Genomic DNA, 22,090 nt, shown 5'->3' with positions numbered 1-22,090 from the left:
TATTGTATAAACGCTGCAAATTATTTTATACAACTATGCCGGATTGTTAGTGTAGGTGAAACATGGTATACTATTATATCCGGGTGGTTTGTGTAGTTTATACTCATTATTCTTCAATTCATGCAGTATATGTATAGTTGAACTTTTCATGTATAGGTTGGGGTGGACGCTTATATAATACATTGAGCCTTACTGATCAATATTTAACAAGTGGGTTATTATTTGGTCGGGAATCCTAACAGAAACCCGCACGTATACGGGTATTTTGCCCTGCCTGCCATAATATTTTACTTAGTTTCCCGTTATTGAGGCGGTTTGTTTGCTTGCCATTAGTAAAATCACCTTATTGTATGATACAGTAGGTTTTTTACTATAGTTTTGCGCCTCAAATTCTTAACCATTCCGGAGATAGTGCTCCGGATAAATAAAAAGTCATGAAAAAGGTTTTCTTATTGATCGTATGTGCGGTTGCTTTTATGGCAGGGCAGGCGCAGGTAAAGTTTGGTGTAAAGAGCGGATTTAATTTTGCCAATATTGTTGGTGATGGGGATGACTTCAATGACATGAAGCTTAGTTTTTATGCAGGTGCTTTCGCAAATTTCCCCCTGGCCAATCATTTTAGTGTGCAGCCTGAGCTGGTATTTTCCCGCCAGGGTGCCAAGATAGAAGATGAGGGAGATGATCATAAGTACAGGCTTAATTACCTCAATATACCGGTGCTGGGCCAGTATAATCATCCTTCCGGGTTCTATGCTGAAACAGGCCCCCAATTTGGTTTTTTGATCAATGCCAAGTTGAAGGAAGATGGCAGGGTACATACTGTCACCGATAATTATAAGGGCTTTGACCTGTCCTGGGCATTTGGCGCCGGATTCCAGTTCACGAAGCAGGCCAGTGCAGGTATCCGCTGGAACCTGGGGCTGACGGACATATGGGATCATCCTGGTACTGGGCACAACAGGGTACTGCAGATAGGCGTGGCTTACAGGTTGAATTAAAAAGAGGCTACCAAAGCTTATACATATTCTTTTAGAGAAAACCACTGCCAATGGCAGTGGTTTCTTATTTTTATGGAAATTTTTCTTTTTAAGGGTCCTGCCGTAATCCGGGTGGCTTTGAAGAGATTAATATTTATGACATGAAAACGGTATTGAACGAACAGCAACTGGCTATTACCATCAAGCGCCTGGGCCACCAGATACTGGAAAATCACATAAACCTTGAGAATACGGTGTTGATCGGTATTCAGCCCCGGGGGATTTTTGTTTCTGATCAGATCGTACGGGAGATACGTGAGCTGGTACCTGCCGGTGTAGTGAAGTATGGTAAACTGGACATTACTTTTTACCGGGATGATATCCGCAATTCCCTGCATGCCCCCAACCATACAGATATCCCCTTCAGCATAGAAGGCAGGAACGTGGTGATTATTGATGATGTACTGTACACCGGGCGTACGATCCGGGCGGCATTGGATGCCCTGCTTGGTTTTGGACGGCCTGCCAAGGTAGAGTTATGCATCCTAATTGACCGCCGTTTCAGCCGCCAGCTTCCCATACAGGCCGATTATGTGGGCAAATCCATTGACTCCATTGTTTCGCAGAAAGTAAAAGTATTCTGGAAGGAAAGGGATGGAAAAGAGGAAGTTGTGTTGTTATAAGATGTTAGTATCCTGTGCGATACCTTATTTTGTACCTTATTGTATTTTGCCCTAATTTTGCTGCCCGACATGCAACTTTCAGTTAAACATCTGCTCGGCATCAGGGATCTTACCCGGCAAGACATCCAGCTTATCTTAGATACCGCTACGGAATTCAAAGAAGTATTGCAGCGGCCCATCAAAAAAGTTCCCTCCCTCCGGGATGTGACGATCGTTAATTTATTTTACGAGAACTCTACCCGTACCCGAATCTCCTTCGAACTGGCAGAAAAACGCCTCAGCGCAGATACGATCAATTTTACAGCGAGCGGCTCCTCTGTTTCCAAAGGCGAAACGTTGCTGGACACCGTGAATAATATATTATCCATGAAGGTGGATATGGTGGTGATGCGGCATAGCGCCAGCGGCGCCCCCCACTTCCTGGCCAGGCATATCCCCGCTGCCATTATCAATGCCGGCGATGGTATTAATGAACATCCTACACAAGGCCTGCTCGACGCTTTTTCCATGCGGGAGAAGCTGGGCAAACTGGAAGGACTGAAGGTGGCCATTATCGGCGATATTATGCACTCCCGTGTGGCGATGAGCAATATTTACCTGCTTAAAAAGATGGGTGCAGAAGTAATGGTAGCAGGTCCGCCCACACTGATCCCCAAATATATTAAAGAGGCCTTTGATGTACGGGTGGAATATAACCTGAAGAAGGCGCTGGAATGGTGCGATGTGGCCAATGTGCTGCGCATACAACTGGAACGGCAGAACCAGGTACTCTTTTCTTCCCTGCGTGAATACAGCCTGGCTTATGGTATTAATAAACGTCTGCTGGACAGCCTTAATAAAGAAGTGGTGGTAATGCACCCCGGGCCTATTAACCGCGGCGTGGAGCTGGACAGTGATGTGGCAGACAGCAAGCAATCTATTATCCTGCAACAGGTGGAAAATGGCGTTGCTGTACGCATGGCCGCTTTGTACCTGCTGTCGGGCGGAAGGGGAAGCATGAATTAAGTATATTGCGTTCTGTGCCCCGGATATGGAGCGTTGAGCCACCTGGTCCTTAAAATCTACTTATGCAACGAATTGCCTTATTTCCCGGTACATTTGACCCCATCACTATTGGTCACCTAGACATTATTAACCGGGCATTGCCTTTGTTTGACAAGCTGGTGATCGGTATCGGCCGCAATATCAATAAGACTCCCATGTTTTCGGATGAACAACGGATCAGTTGGATAGAGGAGATCTATAAAGATATGCCCAAGGTAAGCGCTGTATTGTATGAAGGACTGACAGTAGAATGCTGTCAGAAGGTAGGGGCTAATTTTATTGTGCGGGGTATCCGCTACGTGAACGACTTTGAATATGAAAAGGCGATCGCGGATATGAACCGCAGCCTGGACAATAATATAGAAACGATATTTCTTACCTGCCTGCCACAATTCACCTCGGTAGCTTCCACGCTGGTACGGGATGTATTAAGGAACGGCGGCGATGTGATGAAGTTCCTTCCCGATGTAGTAGCCAGAACCCTGGAGCAAAGAAAGAAGTACGAAATCTGAATCCGGAAACCTGCATGATCTGGTTCAACAAATCCATACAGCCCCACGATATTCAGCCTTTATGCAATAATACCATTGCTGAACAGATAGGCATTGAATTTACAGCCATAGGCCCCGATTTTCTGCAAGGGCGTATGCCTGTTGATCATCGTACGCACCAGCCTTATGGCCTGCTGCATGGCGGCGCTTCCTGTGTGCTGGCCGAGACTTTGGGGAGTGTTGCTGCTGCATTGGTCATTGATCAGTCGAAGTTTATTTGTGTAGGGCTGGAGATCAATGCCAATCATGTACGCGGTGTGCGTACCGGGTTTGTAACAGGAACGGCGAGTCCCATCCATATCGGCGCCACTACCCATGTATGGGATATCAGGATCCAGGATGATAAAGAGAAACTGGTGTGCATCAGCCGGCTTACCGTAGCTATATTACCCAAAAAATAACCCGCCTTATTCATGAGAACTTCTATCCTTCTGGCACTACTTATGATGGCAGGCATTTGTTTTGCCCAGCCTACCCAACCTGCTGATTATGGTCTGAAGGCTTTCAGCATACCCGATAAACAGTTAGGCACGATCAATTTTTATGTATCTGCATCCGGTATAGATTCCACTAAACCTTTACTGCTGGCCTTGGACGGTTCGGGGCATTTTCCCCTGGCTACGCTGATACGCCTGAAGAAGCAAATGCTGGTATACAATTCATTTGATAATGATGTATTGCAACTGGCCGACAGGTTCCATGTTGTATTTATCAGCAAACCGGGTGTGCCCTTCTGCGATACCGTGGATATTGATGCCGATAGTGTACATTTTGGAGACATCGCGGAGCGCCTGAAGCCTTCTGCTGAATATACCAGGCGCGCCGGCCTGTACTGGCGGTCGGAGGCGGCTTCCCGGGTGATCAATTATCTCTGTAAGAAGATCCCGGTGAATAAACAACAGGTAGTGGTGTATGGCTATTCGGAAGGCGGACAGGTAGTACCCCGGCTGGCTGTTATTAATAAGAGAGTGACACATTGCGCCAGTATTGTAGGAGCCGGCTTAAACCAGTTGTACGACTGGCTTACAGCGCAACGCGTGCTGGCTGCCAAAGGAGAGATCACTCACCGTGAAGCACAAAGGAGAATAGATTCCCTGATGGCCGTCTTTGCTGATATTTACCGTCATCCGGCAGCTACGGATAAAGAGTGGGAGGGGCATTCCTACCTGCGCTGGGGCAGCTATTGTACCACTGTTCCCATGGACCAGTTAACCCAACTTACGATCCCTGTTTTTATGGCGGTGGGCAGTGATGATAAGAATTCACCGATCTATGGACTTGATTATGTGCCGCTCGAATTCCTGCGGCTGGGTAAGCAGAACCTCACGTATAAGGTATATCCTACAGACCATTTTTTTAATGAAGTAAAGCTGGTGAATGGCAAGGAGGAAGTAGTCAATCATAAGCAGGAGATGATTGATGATCTGCTGAAGTGGCTGGAGAAATGATCTACAGGAAGCCGCCTGCTTTTAATACGTCTATGATAGAAGGGAAGGTGTTGGTGATGTATTGTTTCACTTCGGCGGCAGTTACCCATTTTATTTGCGTGATCTGCTCTTCCGACTGGGGTACCAGTTCCTGTTTGCCGGGTGCTTTCATGCCGTACCAGTGCGACTCTTTCAATATATGCTTGCCACTCTCATCGTAGGTATGATAGGTTACGACTAATGGCTTCTGCAACGTTACTTTTTTAAGCCCTGTTTCCTCCTGTACTTCCCGTACGGCGCAGTGCTCCAGCGATTCTCCGGGGTCCAGTTTTCCTTTGGGAAGGTCCCATTTACCACGTCGCAGCATCATTAATATTTCCCCTTTGTCGTTCAATACGAGACCACCTGCTGCCTGTACCAGGGTAAATTTCCTGCGGAAGGTCTTTTCCAGTTCGGCGAGGTTATGGTGCAGGAAGATGCCGGCATGTATTTTCTCCTGCCGCATTTCATGGATCATGGAATTAACGCCTGGCGTGGAGAATTCATCTATTAATACTGCATCATCATGATGCGCGTAAGGCTCAATATCGGCGGAGATTTCGTCCGTCAGGAACAAAGGTTTATCGTTGAAGTAGATCTTGATGTGCATAAATAATTTTCCATTTTCCCGGTTCAACCGCCAATTTCGCCGGACTGACTAAAATCGTTTTATGTCCCAGAATGAAAAGGCGGTAGCCGAAAAGCTTTTACAAATTAATGCTATTAAATTAAATCCCGGGCAACCTTTTACATGGGCTTCGGGTTGGAAAAGCCCGATTTATTGCGATAACCGCAAGGTGCTGTCTTTTCCGTATATCCGTGATTTTATTAAATCGGAGATGTGCAATGTGGTCTTTGAAAAGTTCCCGGATGCAGGTTTGCTGGCCGGGGTAGCTACTGCGGGCATTGCCTGGGGAGCGATGGCCGCCGATCAGTTGAAGCTGCCTTATATATATGTACGTCCTAAACCCAAAGAACATGGCATGGGCAACCAGATTGAAGGGTTTTATACCCCCGGTCAGCCTGTAGTGGTGATTGAAGACCTGATCTCTACGGGTAAAAGCAGTCTCCAGGTAGTAGATGTACTGAAAGCAGCCGGATTGAATGTGATCGGTATGGTATCTATTTTTACCTATGGCTTTCCGGTGGCTGCAGCCGCCTTTGAAAAAGCTGGTGTTACCTACCATTCCCTGACGAATTACCCCGTTTTGATTGATCTGGCCATTGAAAAAGGACTGGTATCTGCCGATCAGCAAGCCGTTTTGTTAAAGTGGCGTGAGGACCCTGGCAACTGGAGCGGGAATTAGTTATATTTGGGAAAACTATGTCTGTATGAAGAAACTTTTCCTTTTGGCTGTAGCTATTACCGGCATCCTGACCACAGGATTTGGACAGGTAAAGAAAGCTGTTCAAACAGTCACGATCAAGACCCCCACTGTTCAGTGCGAGAGCTGCAAAAAGCGTATTGAAGACTTCATGAAGCGTGAAGATGGCGTGCAAAAGGTGAATGTAGACTTTAAGAAGAAGGTTACGAAGGTGACTTTTATTACCGACCGGACCAATATAGAGAATGTGAAGACCGCCATTGCCAATGCCGGTTATGATGCTGATGATGTAACCGCAGATACAGAGGCGTATAAAAAACTGCCTAAGTGTTGCCAGAAACCCGAAGACGGGGGAGGCGGTGACCACTAAAACAGCGCCGATAAGACAAGCAAATAAACGTCCCGAAACGACCATTTTCATCCCGAAAATGGTCGTTTTTTTATGCCCTGGATGCCCCCTTTTAGTAAGTCTTAAATGTCCTTCTTTTTGCCTTCCCTTAATCAATTATTCAGCGGTCAAAGTTGACCATGTCGTTACCTGCCTGAAAGGCTGAACGAGGTGGTCGAAATAGACGTATAAAACAGCCCTGTTTTTAAGGCGTTTTTTGAGGTCAAAATTGACCTTTCGAAAGGGTCTCCCGGGAGGGTCAAATATGCCCTTAACGGGGCTGCTTGCCGGCGCTGCTGGAGAGGTCAAAATTGCCCCTTTTAAGGCCGGTTTTTCCAGGCGGTTTTGAATCAAATATTCAGGGCCAGGGGAAAGAACGAATGCTTTTATGCAAATCTCAGGCGGTTCAGGAGGGCTGCTTTTAGGTGCTTTGGCCTGTCAAAATAGACGTTGACAGGAAGCCTGGGAAGCGCTTATGCTCTGGTCGAAATAGACCTGATAGGTTTTGTTGCGGCCGCCGGCAGACTGTCAAAATTGACCTTTTTCGGAGGCTTTGTTGGAGACATTTAGGAAGGAAAAACAAGGAGGATGGGAGCGTGTGTGGTAGATTTCCAGTTTGTAAAATTGGTCAAAGTAGACCTGCTAAATCCTCCTTTTTGCAGACCTCAGACCGGTCAAAGTAGCCATCTTTTCCAAGGGAGACTTTATAGTAATCTGTACCTAAGTTTCTATTTATTTAGGATATAAAAAATAATTACTATTCTAATATTCCAGAGATATTCCACACCTTTTAAAGGTGGTATATCTCTGGAATATCTCTGGAGTATATGTGGATTATCTCTGGATTATCCTACTTCTTACTGGCGAACTAATATAGAGTTACCAGGGATTTAGGATAACCACTTGCTGTAAAGCGGTTCCGGGGAGGTGAATAGGCTGGTCAAAATAGACCTGGCAAGGGCGGCGGGTTTGACTGTTTAGGCAGGGCAAAGTTGACTTCCTGTGACCGTCGATTTGGGGGCTGTTCAATCCGAAAAAACAGGGAGGTTCCAAGGTTTCGTGGCAGATTTCCGGTTTTTAAAACGGGACAAAATAGACGTTGTTTGAGGAGCTGTCTGACGGCTTCCGGGAAGTCAATATTGACCGTCTTTGGCTGACCTTTTCAGCCGTAGAGGAAGGGTAAAAAGGAGGTTTTTGAGCAGTAAAGGAGGCTCCCGGGAGGTGAGTAAGCTGGTCAAAATAGACCTTCAAAACTACCGGTGTCAGAGACTTCGACAGGGCAAAATTGACTCCCTGAGACCGTCGATTTGGGTGCTGTTCTGGCCGAAAAAACAGGGAGGTTTCAAGGTTTTGAGGAAGATTGCTGATTTTAAAAATTGGTCAAAGTAGACGCTATCGAGGAGCGCCCTTAGCGAAGTCGGGGAGGTCAATATTGACCTTGTCAGAGCGGCTTTTTCAGGCACCAGCGCGCGCTAAAAAACGAAATTCTGCGTGGAAATGGAGGCTTCTGAGCCGGTTTATGGAGGTCAAAGTTGACAGCTATCGGCTATATTCCAGCCGGAACAGGGCGGTCAAAATTGACTGCCGATTGGCCGCATTCCAGTGAGGTCGCATAGTCAAAATTGACCGTCGTCTGGCTATGCCCTGGGTAGGTCAGGATGGTCAAAAATGACCTCCTGTCCAGGCGGTTTCTGAGCGCCCCGGACTCCGGAAAACGAACAAAAAGAATTCTATTTGCCTCCCGGGTAACTGATTTGGCAAGGTCAGAATTGACCTTCTTTTGCCTTTCCTTTCAGTGGCCCCGAATGGTCAAAAATGACCGTGGCCTGCCTGCTTGTATTGCCCGTTGCGATCCCGGAAAACGTAAAAATGGAACGCAAACTGGCTGTCCGGCAACCAGTTTAGACAGGTCAAAATTGCCCGTCCCGGGTGGTGCTTTTAGCGCCTTTGGGCTTCCCTCCCGGAGCCTGGTATGGGCAAAATATTGCTCCTGACCTGTTTTCAATGCAGGTCAAAATAGACCGTCCGACGCTCTCTTTTTGAAGATCCGGAATTATGTAAAACGCTCTTTTAAGTGAATAAAAATGATTGGTCGGATGTGTCAAAAATGACCATGAATCGACTGCCTGAATGGTTAGCTGGTAAGGTCAAATATGACCTTCGTTCGGGGCAATTTAGCGCGCCACTTTTTGGGGGTGTGAAGAAACGAATCTGCCGGCGAGGGCAGCCATCAATTTTGGGAAAGGTCAAAAATGACCGTGAACCACTCCTTTTTTGAAACCTTTCCCGGCATAAAAAATGGATCATTTTTGGTAAAATGACCCATGCTGCTTTTAAAAGATGTAGGTGAAAAATGACCGGTTGCATCAAAAATCCGGCGAGCGATATCCGCCGGTGACCGATATACATATATAATAATACCGGACGACCAGGCAATTTTTGGGAGGCTTTTTTACCCAAACCGCTCTTTTTCTATTATTTAAAATAGGTCAATTTTGACCTCTCGTGCTTGTGTTTTCAGAACCCCAATTTCTGCGGTCCCTCATATTTTATCGGGTAGTTGATAAAGAATCCGCCCCTCCCGATCCTGGCTTTTCCCTCCAATTTGATCGTCACTTCCTGTCGTCCACCTCCCATGGTTTGCAAAAGTCCGATGGCTGTATTTGACATATTGACAGTCATCTGGACCGGTAAATAGAAGGTGTCTTTTCGCGGAATATGGATGGTTGAGTCCAGGAGACTATGCCCAAAAAAGTTGTTATCCACGTATACATCCACCTCGGCCCGCTTCATGGTGACCGGATATTTGTTCGGATTGTAGTATCCAACCTCGGCCGAAATGGTCGATTCCTTCAGGTCGAATTTGACCACTTTTATGTTCCTGATTCCCAGGTAATCAAACCCTGTGGGCTTGGCGCAGGCGACGAACAGGATGGGGAAGAAGGCCCACCAGAGCTTTTTATTCATGTCTATTTTTTGTGGACACAAAGTAGGGGATAAATTTTTTCTGCCAAAAACGGGGTTGTACATTTAGGAAAATCTTTGCTAAAAAGTTTAGAGATTTTTGAGCGCTGGATGGGCGAAAGCATTCAAAATCAGTAGCTAATTTGTTTAGCTTGTAATTTTATGTTTATTAAGTTAGTTTAAAACATTTTAAGGCCAGCTATATTTAATTTTTATTCCAACAAAAACGACCCTAAAAGGCTCATTTTCCCGGAAATTCCGGCCAACCTTAAACGGACTGTATAGTAAGTGTTATTGTATGAAAGTGATTGTTGAAAGTCAATATTTTGCACCTGTTACCTTGTATAAAACGGTAAATAGATTTTTAAATGTTGAATTTGATGTATGTGAAGGGTATCAAAAAATGAGTTTTCGGAACAGATGCATGGTTATGGGGGCCGGCGGGCCGGTGACTTTGAGCATCCCCCTGGAGGAAGGCCGGGGACAACGGAGGCTAATGAAGGAGGTCCGGATCGCCAACAGGTACCCCTGGCAATCCCAACATTGGAAAACAATTATGTCCTGTTACAACCGCTCACCCTGGTTCGAATTTTACCGGGATGAGCTGGCTGTCCTTTTTCAAAAGCCGGTCAATTTTTTGGTGGACTGGAACCTGGCCTGTTGGGATTGGTCGGTCCGGAAATTAGGCATGGAGGTTTTTACGGGAACAACGACAGCGTACCAGGCCGAATATGATCTGACAGAATGTCTTGATTTCCGGAATAAGTTATTACCAAAATCTATTATGCAAAATTTCCCCGGGCCGGTTCCTTACCGGCAGGTTTTTGAAGAACGCACCGGTTTTGTTCCTCACTGCTCGATCCTGGACCTGCTTTTTTGTGAGGGCAAAAATGCCCGGTCCATTTTAGCCAGGGAACCCGGTTGAGCGACCGGCCAATTGCAGCAGGTGTTATCGTGGATCCCGAAAACCAGCCCCCTTGATCATATTAAAAAATAATCGTTCCTCAAATGGTATGTTGGTTTTTTTAATGCGATCCTGTGCCTTCAAAATACCCGCTGGAAACAACTATTGCCTGCCGTTATTTTCTTATATTGCGATAACCACTCCTGATAAAAACAGGAGGCTGCAATGAGGAAATCTATTCTGCTTATGAGCCTGGTCTGCGTCGCCTCCTTATCCTGGTCGCAAGACTTTACGAACAAAGGCAAGGAGTTCTGGCTGGGGTATGGCAACCACCAGCAGATGTATGATCCCAACCGTGCCAATCAACCTGGCATGGACGTTTATGTTACTTCGGATGTTGACACAGAAATCACCCTTGAATTACCCGGCTTAGGCATTTCGCAGACCTATATGATTTTCGCCAACCAGCTCCGGCAAATCACCATTACTTCCAGCGCCTTCCTCGATACCGAGGGAACTTTTAATAAAGGCATTCATATTACCGCCCTGAAACCGGTGGTGGTGTACGCTCATATTTATTACGCGTCGGTTTCCGGCGCTTCCCTCTGCCTGCCGGTCGCTACCCTTGGCAGGGAATATTATGCGGTCAATTTCAAACAGGAAGCCCAGGCCAATATCACGAATGCCTGGTCCTGGTTTTTTGTGGTAGCCACGGAAGACAATACGGAGATTGAAGTAACGCCGGCTGCCAATACCCACACGATGACGGCCGGACAAACGTATACCCGCACTTTACAAAAGGGACAGGTGTTCAATGTGCTTTCGGCCACTGACCTTACGGGGTCGGTTATCAAGTCGGTGAACAATGGTACTGGCTGTAAAAAGATCGCGGTGTTCTGTGGCAGTGGCCGGATAGGGATCGGTTGCCCAACAGGTGGCGTGGGATCATCCGATAATCTCTTCCAGCAGATGTACCCGAACAGCACCTGGGGGAAAAAGTACCTGACGGTTCCCAGCAGTACCCGCCCGTTGAATTATTACCGCATCATCCGCCCCGATGCTTCGGCGGTGGTGAAACGCGACGGCGCCATTATTCCTGCCGGCAGTTTTACGAATAATTTTTATTTCGACTTCTCCGATGCCAATCCCCACGTTATCGAATCTGATAAACCGATCCTGGTGGCCCAGTATTTCACTACCCAGGATTGTGCGGAGATAACGAGCAATGGTGATCCGGAAATGATCTATCTCAGCCCGGTGGAGCAAACAGTGAACAAGGTGACGGTGGCTTCCATGCGGCTGATCAGTTCTGCCCGGAATATGCACTTTATTAATGCGGTGGTGAAAAACAATCCCGGGGCTATCAACTCATTCAGGATTGATGGCGTTTCGTATGCCACCCGTTTTATACAGCATCCGACAGATGCCGCTTATGCCTATGCCCAGATCGGGGTGAGCGGCCCCTCGGCGCATACGGTCACCTGCGACACTCCTTTTAACGCGACCGCTTATGGTTTTGGCGGATTTGAATCTTACGGCTATTCGGCAGGCAGCAACCTGAAGGACCTCTACCAGTTTGTATCACTTCAGAATCCTTATGCGGTGGTCCATTTTCCGGCCAGTTGTAAAAGCACCCCCTTCCGGTTGGCCATGACCTTCCCGTATCAGCCAACGGAGATCAAGTGGATCTTCGGGACGGTATTGAATGCCGCAGGGATAGCCGATGTAACTATCACCAGCCCGGTAGCCGATTCGACCTGGGTGGTAGATGGCCGTACTTTGTACCGCTACCGGCTGCCCGGTTTTTACTCCATCAATTTACCCGGCACTTATCCCATTATAGTGAAGGCCAATAATCCTACGGCCGATGGTTGTAATGGGGAGCAGCAGATAGACTATGACCTCGAAATATTTGACCGGCCAAAAGCTGATTTTTCTTTCGTGGCAAAATGCCTCGGCGACCCGGTGACTTTTACGGATAAAATTGACGGCCTGGGACGGAGTGTGACCAAGTGGTTCTGGGACCTGAAAGATGGCAATACCAGCACCCTCCAAAACGTGACCCATAATTATGCGGCTGCCGGCATTTATGAAGTGGCCCATTGGGGTATCACGGACGTGGGGTGCCTGAGCGATACGATTAAAAAAAATGTGGAGCTGTCGCAATTGCCGGTTGCCGGGTTCGGCATTTCTGCAGTGCATTGTGAGGATACGTTGATCACGTTTACCAATCAATCTACCGTAGTAGGAGGCACCCTGGCCAAGTGGACCTGGGACTTTGGCGATAATACGGTCTCAACAACGGCCAATGGCAACCCGCTTACGCATGCCTATGCCAATACAGGTACTTATACCGCCAGCCTGGTGGTGGAAACCACTTTTGGCTGCAAGAGCACTGCTTTCCAATTACCGATTACGATTCATCCCAAACCGGTGGTTGATTTCAGTTTGCCCGGCAATGTTTGCCTGCCTGCCGGTACTGCCAGCTTCAATAGCCTGTCTACCATTGCCGATGGCACGCAAAACCTGTTTACTTATGCGTGGGATTTTGGAGATGGGCAAACGGCTGCTGTAAGCAATCCTGTATACCAGTATACAGGGGTGGGGCCTTATGATGTGAAGCTGACGGTAATATCGAATAACCAATGTGCCGGCAGCAGGGTAAAAACGGTCAATACGATCTACCCGCGGCCGAAGGCTGATTTCGATGTAAGCGGTGAAGTTTGCCTGGCAGCGCCTATCCAATTCACGGATAAAAGCGATGGCAAAGGCAGTACTGTTACGCAATGGCGTTGGGATTTTGGCAATACCCAAACGGCTACCCAGCAAAACAATACAGTAACTTATGCTACAGCCGATACTTTTGACGTGCAGTTGTCAATCGTCACCGATAAAGGCTGTATATCTGATACAGTAACGAAACAGGCGATTGTTCATCCGCTGCCGGTGGCTGCCTTTACTTTTTCCGCGCCTACCTGTGAGGGGGCTGCCGTGAATTTTACAGATGCTTCTGCACCCAATGCCGGTACACTGGCCAAATGGCAATGGTCGTTTGGCAATGGTAATACTTCTGCTGCCCAAAACCCGGCTACTACTTATGCCACTGTCAATACGTATACAGCCAGCCTGGTAGTGGAAAGCAGCAAAGGATGCGTGAGCCCGGCGGCGTCCCAGTCCATAGCTGTTCACCCCATGCCGGTACCTGATTTTACATCGCCGGAAGTGTGCCTGCTCGATGCTGCCCAATTTACCAGTACCAGTACTATTGCTGATAACAGCGAGGCGCAGTTCAGGTATAGCTGGAATTTTGGCGATGGCGGTACTTCTACCCAAAGCAGTCCGCAGCATCCTTATGGCACGGCGGGCGATTACCAGGTGAGTCTTACCATTACCTCTAAAGACGGATGCGCTAAAAGTATTACCCATCCCTTTACAGTAAATGGCGATGTGCGGAGAAGCGCCTTTGCGGTAGATAATGCAGCTTCCCTTTGTGTGAGTAAGGAGGTACTGGTCCGGGATAATTCGGAGGTGGTATCGGGTAAACTGGTCAAGGTGGAGATCTATTGGGACTATACCGGCGACCCTACGGTGAAGACGGTTGACGACGATCCCGCTATAGGCAAATCCTATACCCATAAATACCCCGATTTTGGCACGCCGGCTACCCGTGCCTACCAGGTGCGTTATATCGCTTATTCGGGCGAAAATTGCTTTAAAACGGATGTACAGACCCTTACCCTCAAGGCGAGCCCGGTGGTTGAATTTACCGCCCTGCAGGCCGTTTGTGAGGAGGTGGCCCCATTCCCTGTTAATACAGCGCGTGAAATATTCGGTTTTGGCGGCACAGGCAGCTTCAGTGGCCCGGGTATGAGTCCGGATGGTACTTTCAGTCCCGGGGCGGCCAAACCCGGCCTGCATACGCTGCGGTATGATTTTACGGCCGATAATGGCTGTACGGCATTTAATGAACAAACGATCCGGGTATATCCCACACCGGTGGTGAATGCGGGCGCTGATAAGGGGGTACTGGAAGGTGGTTTTGTGTTGCTCGACGGGCGGGCTACCGGATCCGGTCTGCAATACCAATGGACACCCAATACGGCAATGGATGATGTTACGAAACCCACACCACGGGTGAGCCCCACTGAGGATATCACTTATACGCTCACGGTGGTTTCGGGTGATGGCTGCACGGGCAGTGATGATGTATTTGTGCGGGTGCTGAAGGCCCTGGTAGTGCCCAATACGTTTACGCCCAATGGCGATAAGATCAATGATACCTGGAAGATATTGTACCTGGAATCTTACCCGGGTTGTACGGTTGATGTGTACAACCGTTACGGGCAGCGGGTATTTACTTCAATAGGGTATGGCCGTGAATGGGATGGTACGGTGAATGGCAATCCGTTGCCAATAGGCACTTATTACTGGATCATCAATCCCAAGAATGGCCGTCCGCAGATGAATGGGTCGGTAACGATAGTTAGATAGGCAACGAGGCGTTGAGAGAACAAGGGGGCCAAATAAATTTTAAACCAAAGAACCTGTGACATGAATAGATTAATGTCCTGCTTATGTGGAGTAATGCTGTGTTTATGTGTACAGGCACAACAGAAACCGCATTATACGCAGTATATACTGAACCAATATATACTGAACCCTGCTGTTACCGGCATTGAGAATTATATTGATGTGAAGGCCAGCCACCGGCATCAATGGGTAGGCTTTGATGGTGCGCCGGTTACTACTTATTTTACTATTCATGGGCCTATTGGTAAGAAAGATTTTCGTACTTCGGCTACCTCTTACCGGGTTCCCGGCGAAAATCCCCGTGGCAGGAGCTACTGGGAGAATTATGAAGCAGCAGAACCCCATCATGGTATCGGACTGCAGGTGATCAATGACCGTACGGGGCCACTCAATCATTTCTCCGCTTATGCTACGTATGCTTATCATATTGGCATCAGCGCCCGAACCAGCCTGGCGGCAGGCTTTGGCGCCGGGTTTACCAATTTAAGCCTCAATACAAATAAAGTATTCCTGGGTATACAGGCCCCCGTTGACCCCGCTGTTTATATGAGTGGTGAGATCAATAATTTTAAACCGGATTTCAATGCCGGTCTGTATCTCTATTCTGCCGACTATTTTGTTGGTTTATCAGCCCAGCAGCTCATTCCGCAGAAGGTGAGTTTTTCCAACAGCAGCGTGGTGTCGAAGGATGGCAAGTTTGTGCCCCACCTGTTTGCTACTGCCGGGTACCGTTTTTTACTGGATGATGATTTTAACCTGATCCCTTCCACGATGGTAAAGTATATTAATCCTTTGCCGGTACAGGTTGATCTGAATATGAAGCTACAGTACCAGGACCTGGCCTGGGTGGGCGTTTCGTACCGGACAGGAGAGGGCTTTGCCGGTATGCTGGGCATGAATATTTCCAATACCCTGAATGTGGGGTATGCGTATGATTATACTACTTCCAACCTCAATACAGTAAGTAAGGGCACGCACGAAATTATGATCGGCTTCCTCATTGGCAATAAATACGGCGACTGGTGCCCGAAGAATGTGTGGTGATGGTATAGCAGGATTAAGTGTCTATCCGACAGTAAACTCACTTTGTGGTTTTCTTCCATTTGTTAAATAATTCATTAATCGCTTATACGATATATTGATGCCGGCAGGGTATTCTTACATTTGGTAAACCTAACCTTTTACCCTTCATGACGGCTCTACACCGCCTAACCAAAACGTACCTGTGTATACTGGCATTGCTGTCTCTGGCCCTGACTGTACACGCACAAAAGAATGCTCTCAAGGGAACTGTTATTGACACCGCCGAAAAGAAGAAGCTCCATTATGCTATTGTAGGTTTGATTGATAAGGCCGACAGCACGCTGTACCGCGCTATCCGGACGGATGCAGAAGGGATGTTTGAGCTGGTCAAGATACCGGCCGGGCGTTATACCCTGATGGTCTCTTATCCCAAGATGGCTGATTTCCTGCAAGACCTTACTGTTACCGACACTTCCAAGATCAACCTGGGCGATGTACCGATGGTGACGGAAGCCAAACTGCTGGAAGAAGTGGTGGTGCGGGCCGGTGTACCCATCCGTATGCGGGGCGATACACTCGAATATACGGCTGATAGTTTTGCCCTGAAGCCCAATCAAACGGTGGAAGAGTTGCTGAAACGCCTGCCGGGCATACAGGTGGAACGGAATGGCAAGATCATCGCACAGGGGCAGGAAGTGAAGAAGGTATTGGTGGATGGCGACGAGTTTTTTTCCGACGATCCCGGGCTGGCCCTGAAGTACCTGCAGGCAGGAGCGGTGGATAAGGTGCAGGTATTTGACCAGAAAAGCGAGCAGGCCGAATTTACCGGCATAGATGATGGCACCCGTAATAAAACGATCAACCTGAAGCTGAAGAAGAATAAGAAGAACGGTTATTTTGGAAAGCTGTCGGCAGGTGCCGATGGTAAGGACTATTACCAGCATGAGGCTATGGGCGCTTTGTTTAGCGGAACACAAAAGATATCTGTTTTTGGTATGGCGGCCAAAACAGGCAAGGCGGGGCTGTCCCATGAAGATATGAGCAAGTATGTTTCGCAGGATTATGAAGTGATCAATGATGGTACCGGTGGCATTACTTATTATACCAATAATGGTGAATATGAGAATGATACCTACTACGGCAATGGCTTACCATCCATATTGTATGGCGGGGCGCATTTCTCGGATAAATGGAATGGCGATAAGCAAAAGCTGTTTGCCAATTACCGGATTAACGAGACAAAGGCCAATGGCTGGAGTAATTCGAACAACACGAATATTTTACCTGATGGCAGTGGTTTTTTCAATAAAAATGACAGCCGGGAAAGTTCTTACAGTTTTAACCAAAAGGCCAGCGGCAGCCTGGCCATCAAGCTTGATTCATTTGCCACGTTGAAGATCACTGCCAACGGGGGCTTTGGTGAAAATAATAATTATAACTGGTCCAATTCCGGATCAAACAATGAAAAAGGGTTCCGTGTCAATAGCAGCGAGCAATCCAATAAGAGCCTGTCGGAAAACAGGCGCTTTGGCAGCAATATCACTTACCAGCGGAAATTCAGGAAGGAGGGAAGAACGCTTTCGCTGACGTTTCAACAGGATTACAGCAGGCGGCTTTCGGATGCGTATGCTTTTTCGGCGATCAATTATTATGATCCTGCTTCCGGTAGTTTTAAGAATGCGGATACACTCGACCAACTTCAGCAAACGTTGATGCCCCTGGAGTCGTATGCTGCCAAGGGCGTTTATACGGAGAAGTTTGGTAAAGCGGTGAGCATTTCGGTGGAATATGGCTGGAAAACAGCGCAATCGGCCAATGTATTCAATACATTCAATAACCTGAACGGGAAGTATGAAGCGCGTGTTGACAGCCTCAGCAATGATTATGACTTTACAGTGAATACCCATATTACCGGCGCTACTGTTGGCTGGGCTACGAAGAAGATCAGTATTTCGGCCGGGAGCAAGGTATTTATCACCAACCTGGACCAGGTAAATAATGATCTGAAAGACGTCACCAACCGGCGCTTTATCAATGTGGCCCCACAGGTGAACCTGACCTTTAAACTGCCCAAGAATGCCAGCTTAACCGCAGGTTACTCCGGACAAACCGTGCAGCCTTCCATAGAGCAATTGCAACCCCTGCGCAGAACAAATAATCGCTTATATGTGCAGGTGGGTAATCCTGACCTGAAACCGGCTTTCCAGCATTCGGCCAACTTGTATTTCAGTAAGTATAACTGGGTGAAAGGAACCTCTTTTTATGGTAATTTTTATTTCCACTATACTGATAATGCCATGACCATGCAAAGCACTACAGATGCGCAGAACAGTACGGTAAGCCAGTATATTAACCTGGACGGGGTGGCCAATCTCAATGGTTATATGGGGTATAATTGGGAATATAAGAAGCTTCACCTGCGGCCTGGCATTTCTGCCAGTATTGGTAAGGGAGGCGGTAATTTTATGCAGAACGGGCAAAAGATCAGGAATGAGTCTATATACTCCAGTGTGCGTGTTTCGGCCACGCACGATTGGAAGGAGGTGATGACCACGTCTTATTCAGCTTCTGTTAATTATAACGTGGGCTGGTCTAATGTTGCCACGAATAAAACAAACCGCACGATCTCACATACGCATAGCCTGGACAATACTTTTTTCTTACCGTGGAAAATAGAACTGGTGTCGGATTGTAATTTCAATTTTCAGCCAAAGAACAGCTCTTTTAATTCGAGCATTAATAATGTGCAGTGGAATGCGCATGTGCAGAAGAAGTTCCTGAAGAATGAGCAGGGTATTGTTAAGTTTTCGGTGAATGATATCCTGAATAATAACAATGGTTATCGTCGCGGTGTTTCGGGCAATAATGTGTATGAGTCCAACCGGCTTGTATTGAAGCGGTACTGGCTGCTGACGGTAGCCTGGAATTTTATGAAGAGTTTATAGAAGGCAACAAGGCATAGAGGCAAAAAGGCAACGAGGGAGAAGGTAAGAAGTATGATTTAAAAAACTGTGGAATAATATGAAACAGACAATTGTTTTCTGTGTGTGGTTATTGCTGGGAGCGGGAATGGCCCATGCACAGGATTTTGTGACCCGGGGAAAGATAGAGTATGAGATCAAGCGCAATGTCAAACGGATGATGGCCGAAAACGACGAGCCTAGCAATTCTTTTTCTATGGCTATGCCGGAGTTTGATGTGGTGTACCGGGAATTGATCTTTTCCTGGAACCGCTGGATATACCAGCCCGGCCGTGCGCCTTCAACCGCCTCCCGTTTCGTTAATGAGAACGTGGCTTATATTGACCTTGATAAAAAGGAAAGGATTGCAAAACTGCAATTCCTGGATAATTATTTTGTGTTTGAAGATAGCCTGCTCCCCATTAAATGGAAGATTGAGAATGAAACCCGGAAGATAGCCGGGTGGGAGTGCCGTAAAGCAGTAGGCCGTGTCCAGGACAGTATATATGTGGTGGCTTTTTACTGCCCGGAGATCATTCCCCAGGGAGGGCCTGAGTTCTTTTCCGGGCTGCCCGGTATGATATTGGGACTGGCCATCCCCCGCCATTATACCACCTGGTTTGCCACCCGGGTAGAGATCGCCAATATTGACGAGTCGAAGATCGTGCCCCCTGCTGTGAAGAAAAGTAAGCAATACACCAAAAAAGACCTGGCTGAGATCCTGCTGAAACAATATAAAGAAGCTGGCTGGTGGCCCGATGTGACCCTGGAAAAGGTGATAGTAGATATGGAGGGCTATACATTCTGAAAATACCCTGCTCCGCATTATATTTGCGCCTAAACTTTTTTACATGCGTTTATTCAGTATCGGTTTAAGTGTGGTAATGGCCCTGTCCCTGGCCATTGCAGGATGTAGTAAAAATAAAGACAGTGGCGGCTGTAAACCTACTTCTGCTGCGGAAGATGATGCCAAAATGCAGGCTTATATTACGGCCAATAGCATTACTGCTACAAAACACAGCAGTGGTATGTATTACCAGATCATTGAACCCGGCAGCGGTACTACGCCAACGGTCAATTCTACGGTGGTAGTGAAGTATTCGGGCAAGCTGACCAATAATACGGTATTTGATGAAAGCAATAACCTGGAATATCCCCTGAAACAACTTATTCCCGGCTGGCAGATAGGTATACCACTTATCCAGAAAGGAGGAAAGATCAAGCTGATTATTCCACCCTCTTTGGCTTATGGCTGCGAGGATATTAAGGACAATACCGGCAGGGTTGTACTGGCGGGCAACTCTGTACTGATATTTGATGTGGAGTTACTGGATGTGAAATAGGGGAGTGAGCTTAACATAATTAGAAAAGGTCGCTTGTGGCGACCTTTCTTTATTTTATCAGATGATGACGATCTTTTTCTTCCTGACATTTTTTTGTTCGGTGCATTTCTTTTCTGCTTCACAGGCGGCGGGCTTTTCATTTTCGCCCAGGCGGTCCATGAGTATCTGGTATTGCAACTGGCTGGCCTTTTCCTGTTGTTGACGGCGGGTTTGGCTGTAGCGTTCCATTTGTAGTTTCAAAGCTGCCTGTTCTTCTGCCAGTTCCCTGCGGGCTTCGAGCAGGGCAGTCTCTGTTTCCTGGTTGATCTTCTTCCAGTCTACTTCCTTCAGTGCCTTTTTGATCTCGTTTTGCAATTGTTTTATATCTACCTTATTGCCGGCTGCGGCGCTGAGTTGTTTTTGTACTTTTTCCCAGTTAATTTCCTGGATAGCCTTCATGGTTTTATCCATAGCCTCCTTGGCCTGCTTTTCGGAGAAGGTCATGGTGTATTTTTTAGGCAGGAGGGTATCTTCCAGTGTCTGGACCAGGAAACTGTTGCCCGGAATGTAAGGATGTGTGGTGGCAGGGGTTATTGCTTCGAGCGCCTGCTGAGCCTGCATGGAATAATCGCGCATTTCGGGCGAACTGACAAAGGCTACCACGTCATTGGCCAGTGCTTTTTGCTGCAGGGCCATTGCAGCCAGTTGAAGCTTTATGGCAGCATATTCCGCTTCATCGTTGAGCATTTGTTCAGCGTGTTGAGCAGCTTCTTCCTGTGCTATAGCATCTTCCTTATCTTCCTGGCCGGGTTGGTCAGCCGGTGCAACCGGTCCGGCTGCTGCTGCTGTGGAAGGTGCTGCCGGTGTGCTGATGTCCATAGGCAGGTCGTTTACGGTGTTTTCAGGCACTGTAACGGTCACTTCCTGGATGGTGGTAACGATGGCCTTGCCGGGATTGTACCAGCCAATAAACCCTATCAGAAGGGCTGAGAGCATCCAGGCTACCAGTTTCTGGTTGAGGGCGATGGTAACAGGCTCTTGGGTGAGCATGCGTTTCACCCGGTTCAGTAGTAAAGTATTGCTTTTGCCGGTGGCGGCCACTGCGAGTGCGGGGGCAACAGCCGAACGGCTTTGCTCCAGCGTTAAGAGGGCCCTGGCATATTGGGAAGCATCGTAACGGAACTGCAATACCATATCATCACAGCTATGCTCCCGCTCGCGGCGTATGATGCCGGAGAGCAGTTGGGCAAAAGGATTAAAGAACAGGAGAATGTCGGTAAAGGCAATGAGCAGGTTCACCAGGTAGTCATTGCGCCTGATGTGATTGAGCTCATGCAATATGATGGCTTCTGTTTGTTCAATAGTGAGGTTGTTCACAGCGGCAATGGGCAGCAGGATCACTGGTTTCCAAAAGCCGATGGTGAGGGGCGTATCCACGAGGGAAGACAGCCAGATATTTACTTTTTTGTGGATGCTCATGTGCTGTACAGCCTGTTGCAGGAATACCCGTAGTTCGGGATTTATTTTCTGCAGGCCCTGGTGGAAGAGCTGGCGCGTAAAGCGGTATTGCCGGTAGAAACGAACGAACAGCAGGGCTGTAATGAGCAGGTAGGCCACCGACAGGAAGGGGAGTACCGGCTCCAGCCAGGTAACTATGCTGCCCGTGGAAGTGACAGGCAGGAGAACAGTTTCCCCGGCTCTCACAGTGAGTGTAACGGTTTCCGGTGTGGCGGCTGCCTTGTAAAAGTTGATAACAAGTGTTACGAGGAACCACAGGGATCCTCCGGCCAGCGATAAGAGGGCCAGTGTATGACGTTGGCGGGCGTTAAATTTTTTTCCATTGGCAGTCAGTAAAACATAGATCAGCCACAAAACACCCATTTGCCACAAGCTGTCTAATAATGACCATCCCAATGCCTTAAGGAAAGCAGATTGGTTGACCAGATTCATCGG

Annotated in this window: 17 protein-coding genes; 14 read left to right on the top strand and 3 right to left on the bottom strand. The window is 47.7% G+C overall.

Features of this window, described 5'->3' with window-relative positions:
* Positions 1-434 precede the first annotated feature (434 nt).
* From HB364_RS23515 to HB364_RS23490, 6 genes are all read left to right on the top strand, one after another.
* A complete protein-coding gene (locus HB364_RS23515; RefSeq protein WP_167290783.1) occupies positions 435-998 on the top strand; it encodes a porin family protein in 564 nt (187 codons plus the stop codon).
* A gap of 140 nt (positions 999-1,138) precedes the next feature.
* Positions 1,139-1,660, top strand: a complete 522-nt coding sequence (pyrR, locus tag HB364_RS23510; protein WP_167290782.1) for a bifunctional pyr operon transcriptional regulator/uracil phosphoribosyltransferase PyrR — start codon at positions 1,139-1,141, stop codon at positions 1,658-1,660.
* Between the two features lie 69 nt (positions 1,661-1,729).
* Entirely contained in the window at positions 1,730-2,665 is a 936-nt protein-coding gene (locus HB364_RS23505; protein ID WP_167290781.1) for an aspartate carbamoyltransferase catalytic subunit, read from the top strand.
* 62 nt (positions 2,666-2,727) lie between these two features.
* Positions 2,728-3,216, top strand: a complete 489-nt coding sequence (gene coaD / locus HB364_RS23500) for a pantetheine-phosphate adenylyltransferase (RefSeq protein WP_167290780.1) — start codon at positions 2,728-2,730, stop codon at positions 3,214-3,216.
* Positions 3,217-3,230: 14 nt separating this feature from the next.
* A complete protein-coding gene (locus HB364_RS23495; protein WP_167290779.1) occupies positions 3,231-3,656 on the top strand; it encodes a hotdog fold thioesterase in 426 nt (141 codons plus the stop codon).
* 12 nt (positions 3,657-3,668) lie between these two features.
* A complete protein-coding gene (locus HB364_RS23490; RefSeq protein ID WP_167290778.1) occupies positions 3,669-4,703 on the top strand; it encodes an alpha/beta hydrolase family protein in 1,035 nt (344 codons plus the stop codon).
* 1 nt (position 4,704) lies between these two features.
* On the opposite strand, the gene HB364_RS23485 is transcribed toward HB364_RS23490, so the two are convergent.
* On the bottom strand, positions 4,705-5,331 hold the full coding sequence (locus HB364_RS23485; protein WP_167290777.1) for an NUDIX hydrolase: 627 nt from the start codon (positions 5,329-5,331) through the stop codon (positions 4,705-4,707).
* Between the two features lie 61 nt (positions 5,332-5,392).
* Here HB364_RS23485 and pyrE point away from each other — a divergent pair, with 61 nt between their 5' ends.
* Both pyrE and HB364_RS23475 read left to right on the top strand, forming a co-directional pair.
* On the top strand, positions 5,393-6,028 hold the full coding sequence (pyrE, locus tag HB364_RS23480; RefSeq protein ID WP_167290776.1) for an orotate phosphoribosyltransferase: 636 nt from the start codon (positions 5,393-5,395) through the stop codon (positions 6,026-6,028).
* Positions 6,029-6,053: 25 nt separating this feature from the next.
* On the top strand, positions 6,054-6,416 hold the full coding sequence (locus HB364_RS23475; RefSeq protein ID WP_167290775.1) for a heavy-metal-associated domain-containing protein: 363 nt from the start codon (positions 6,054-6,056) through the stop codon (positions 6,414-6,416).
* A 2,535-nt stretch (positions 6,417-8,951) separates the two neighbouring features.
* Here the strand turns inward: HB364_RS23475 and HB364_RS23470 are convergent.
* Complete coding sequence (locus HB364_RS23470) at positions 8,952-9,401, bottom strand: LEA type 2 family protein (RefSeq protein ID WP_167290774.1); 450 nt, start codon at positions 9,399-9,401, stop codon at positions 8,952-8,954.
* A 295-nt stretch (positions 9,402-9,696) separates the two neighbouring features.
* Between HB364_RS23470 and HB364_RS33680 the strand changes: the two genes are divergently transcribed.
* The 6 genes from HB364_RS33680 to HB364_RS23440 all read left to right on the top strand — a co-directional run bounded on the left by HB364_RS33680 (position 9,697) and on the right by HB364_RS23440 (position 20,158).
* Positions 9,697-10,323 carry a WbqC family protein gene (locus HB364_RS33680; RefSeq protein ID WP_394353242.1) on the top strand — a complete coding sequence of 209 codons (627 nt, stop codon included), beginning with the start codon at positions 9,697-9,699 and terminating at the stop codon, positions 10,321-10,323.
* Between the two features lie 204 nt (positions 10,324-10,527).
* Entirely contained in the window at positions 10,528-14,793 is a 4,266-nt protein-coding gene (locus HB364_RS23460; protein WP_167290772.1) for a PKD domain-containing protein, read from the top strand.
* Between the two features lie 60 nt (positions 14,794-14,853).
* Entirely contained in the window at positions 14,854-15,876 is a 1,023-nt protein-coding gene (locus tag HB364_RS23455; protein WP_167290771.1) for a PorP/SprF family type IX secretion system membrane protein, read from the top strand.
* A gap of 146 nt (positions 15,877-16,022) precedes the next feature.
* On the top strand, positions 16,023-18,800 hold the full coding sequence (locus HB364_RS23450; protein ID WP_167290770.1) for an outer membrane beta-barrel protein: 2,778 nt from the start codon (positions 16,023-16,025) through the stop codon (positions 18,798-18,800).
* Positions 18,801-18,876: 76 nt separating this feature from the next.
* On the top strand, positions 18,877-19,623 hold the full coding sequence (locus tag HB364_RS23445; protein WP_167290769.1) for a GLPGLI family protein: 747 nt from the start codon (positions 18,877-18,879) through the stop codon (positions 19,621-19,623).
* 43 nt (positions 19,624-19,666) lie between these two features.
* The gene (locus tag HB364_RS23440) at positions 19,667-20,158 is read left to right on the top strand and encodes an FKBP-type peptidyl-prolyl cis-trans isomerase (protein ID WP_167290768.1); all 492 of its coding nucleotides are present in this window, start codon (positions 19,667-19,669) and stop codon (positions 20,156-20,158) included.
* Positions 20,159-20,215: 57 nt separating this feature from the next.
* Here HB364_RS23440 and HB364_RS23435 read toward each other — a convergent pair whose 3' ends face one another.
* The gene (locus HB364_RS23435; protein ID WP_167290767.1) at positions 20,216-22,087 is read right to left on the bottom strand and encodes a M56 family metallopeptidase; all 1,872 of its coding nucleotides are present in this window, start codon (positions 22,085-22,087) and stop codon (positions 20,216-20,218) included.
* Between the last annotated feature and the right edge of the window lie 3 nt (positions 22,088-22,090).

Origin of the sequence: Paraflavitalea devenefica (assembly GCF_011759375.1) — a bacterium.
Lineage (GTDB): Bacteria > Bacteroidota > Bacteroidia > Chitinophagales > Chitinophagaceae > Paraflavitalea > Paraflavitalea devenefica.
Note: the sequence above shows the minus strand (reverse complement) of the source record. Positions and strands in the feature narration are given on the sequence as shown.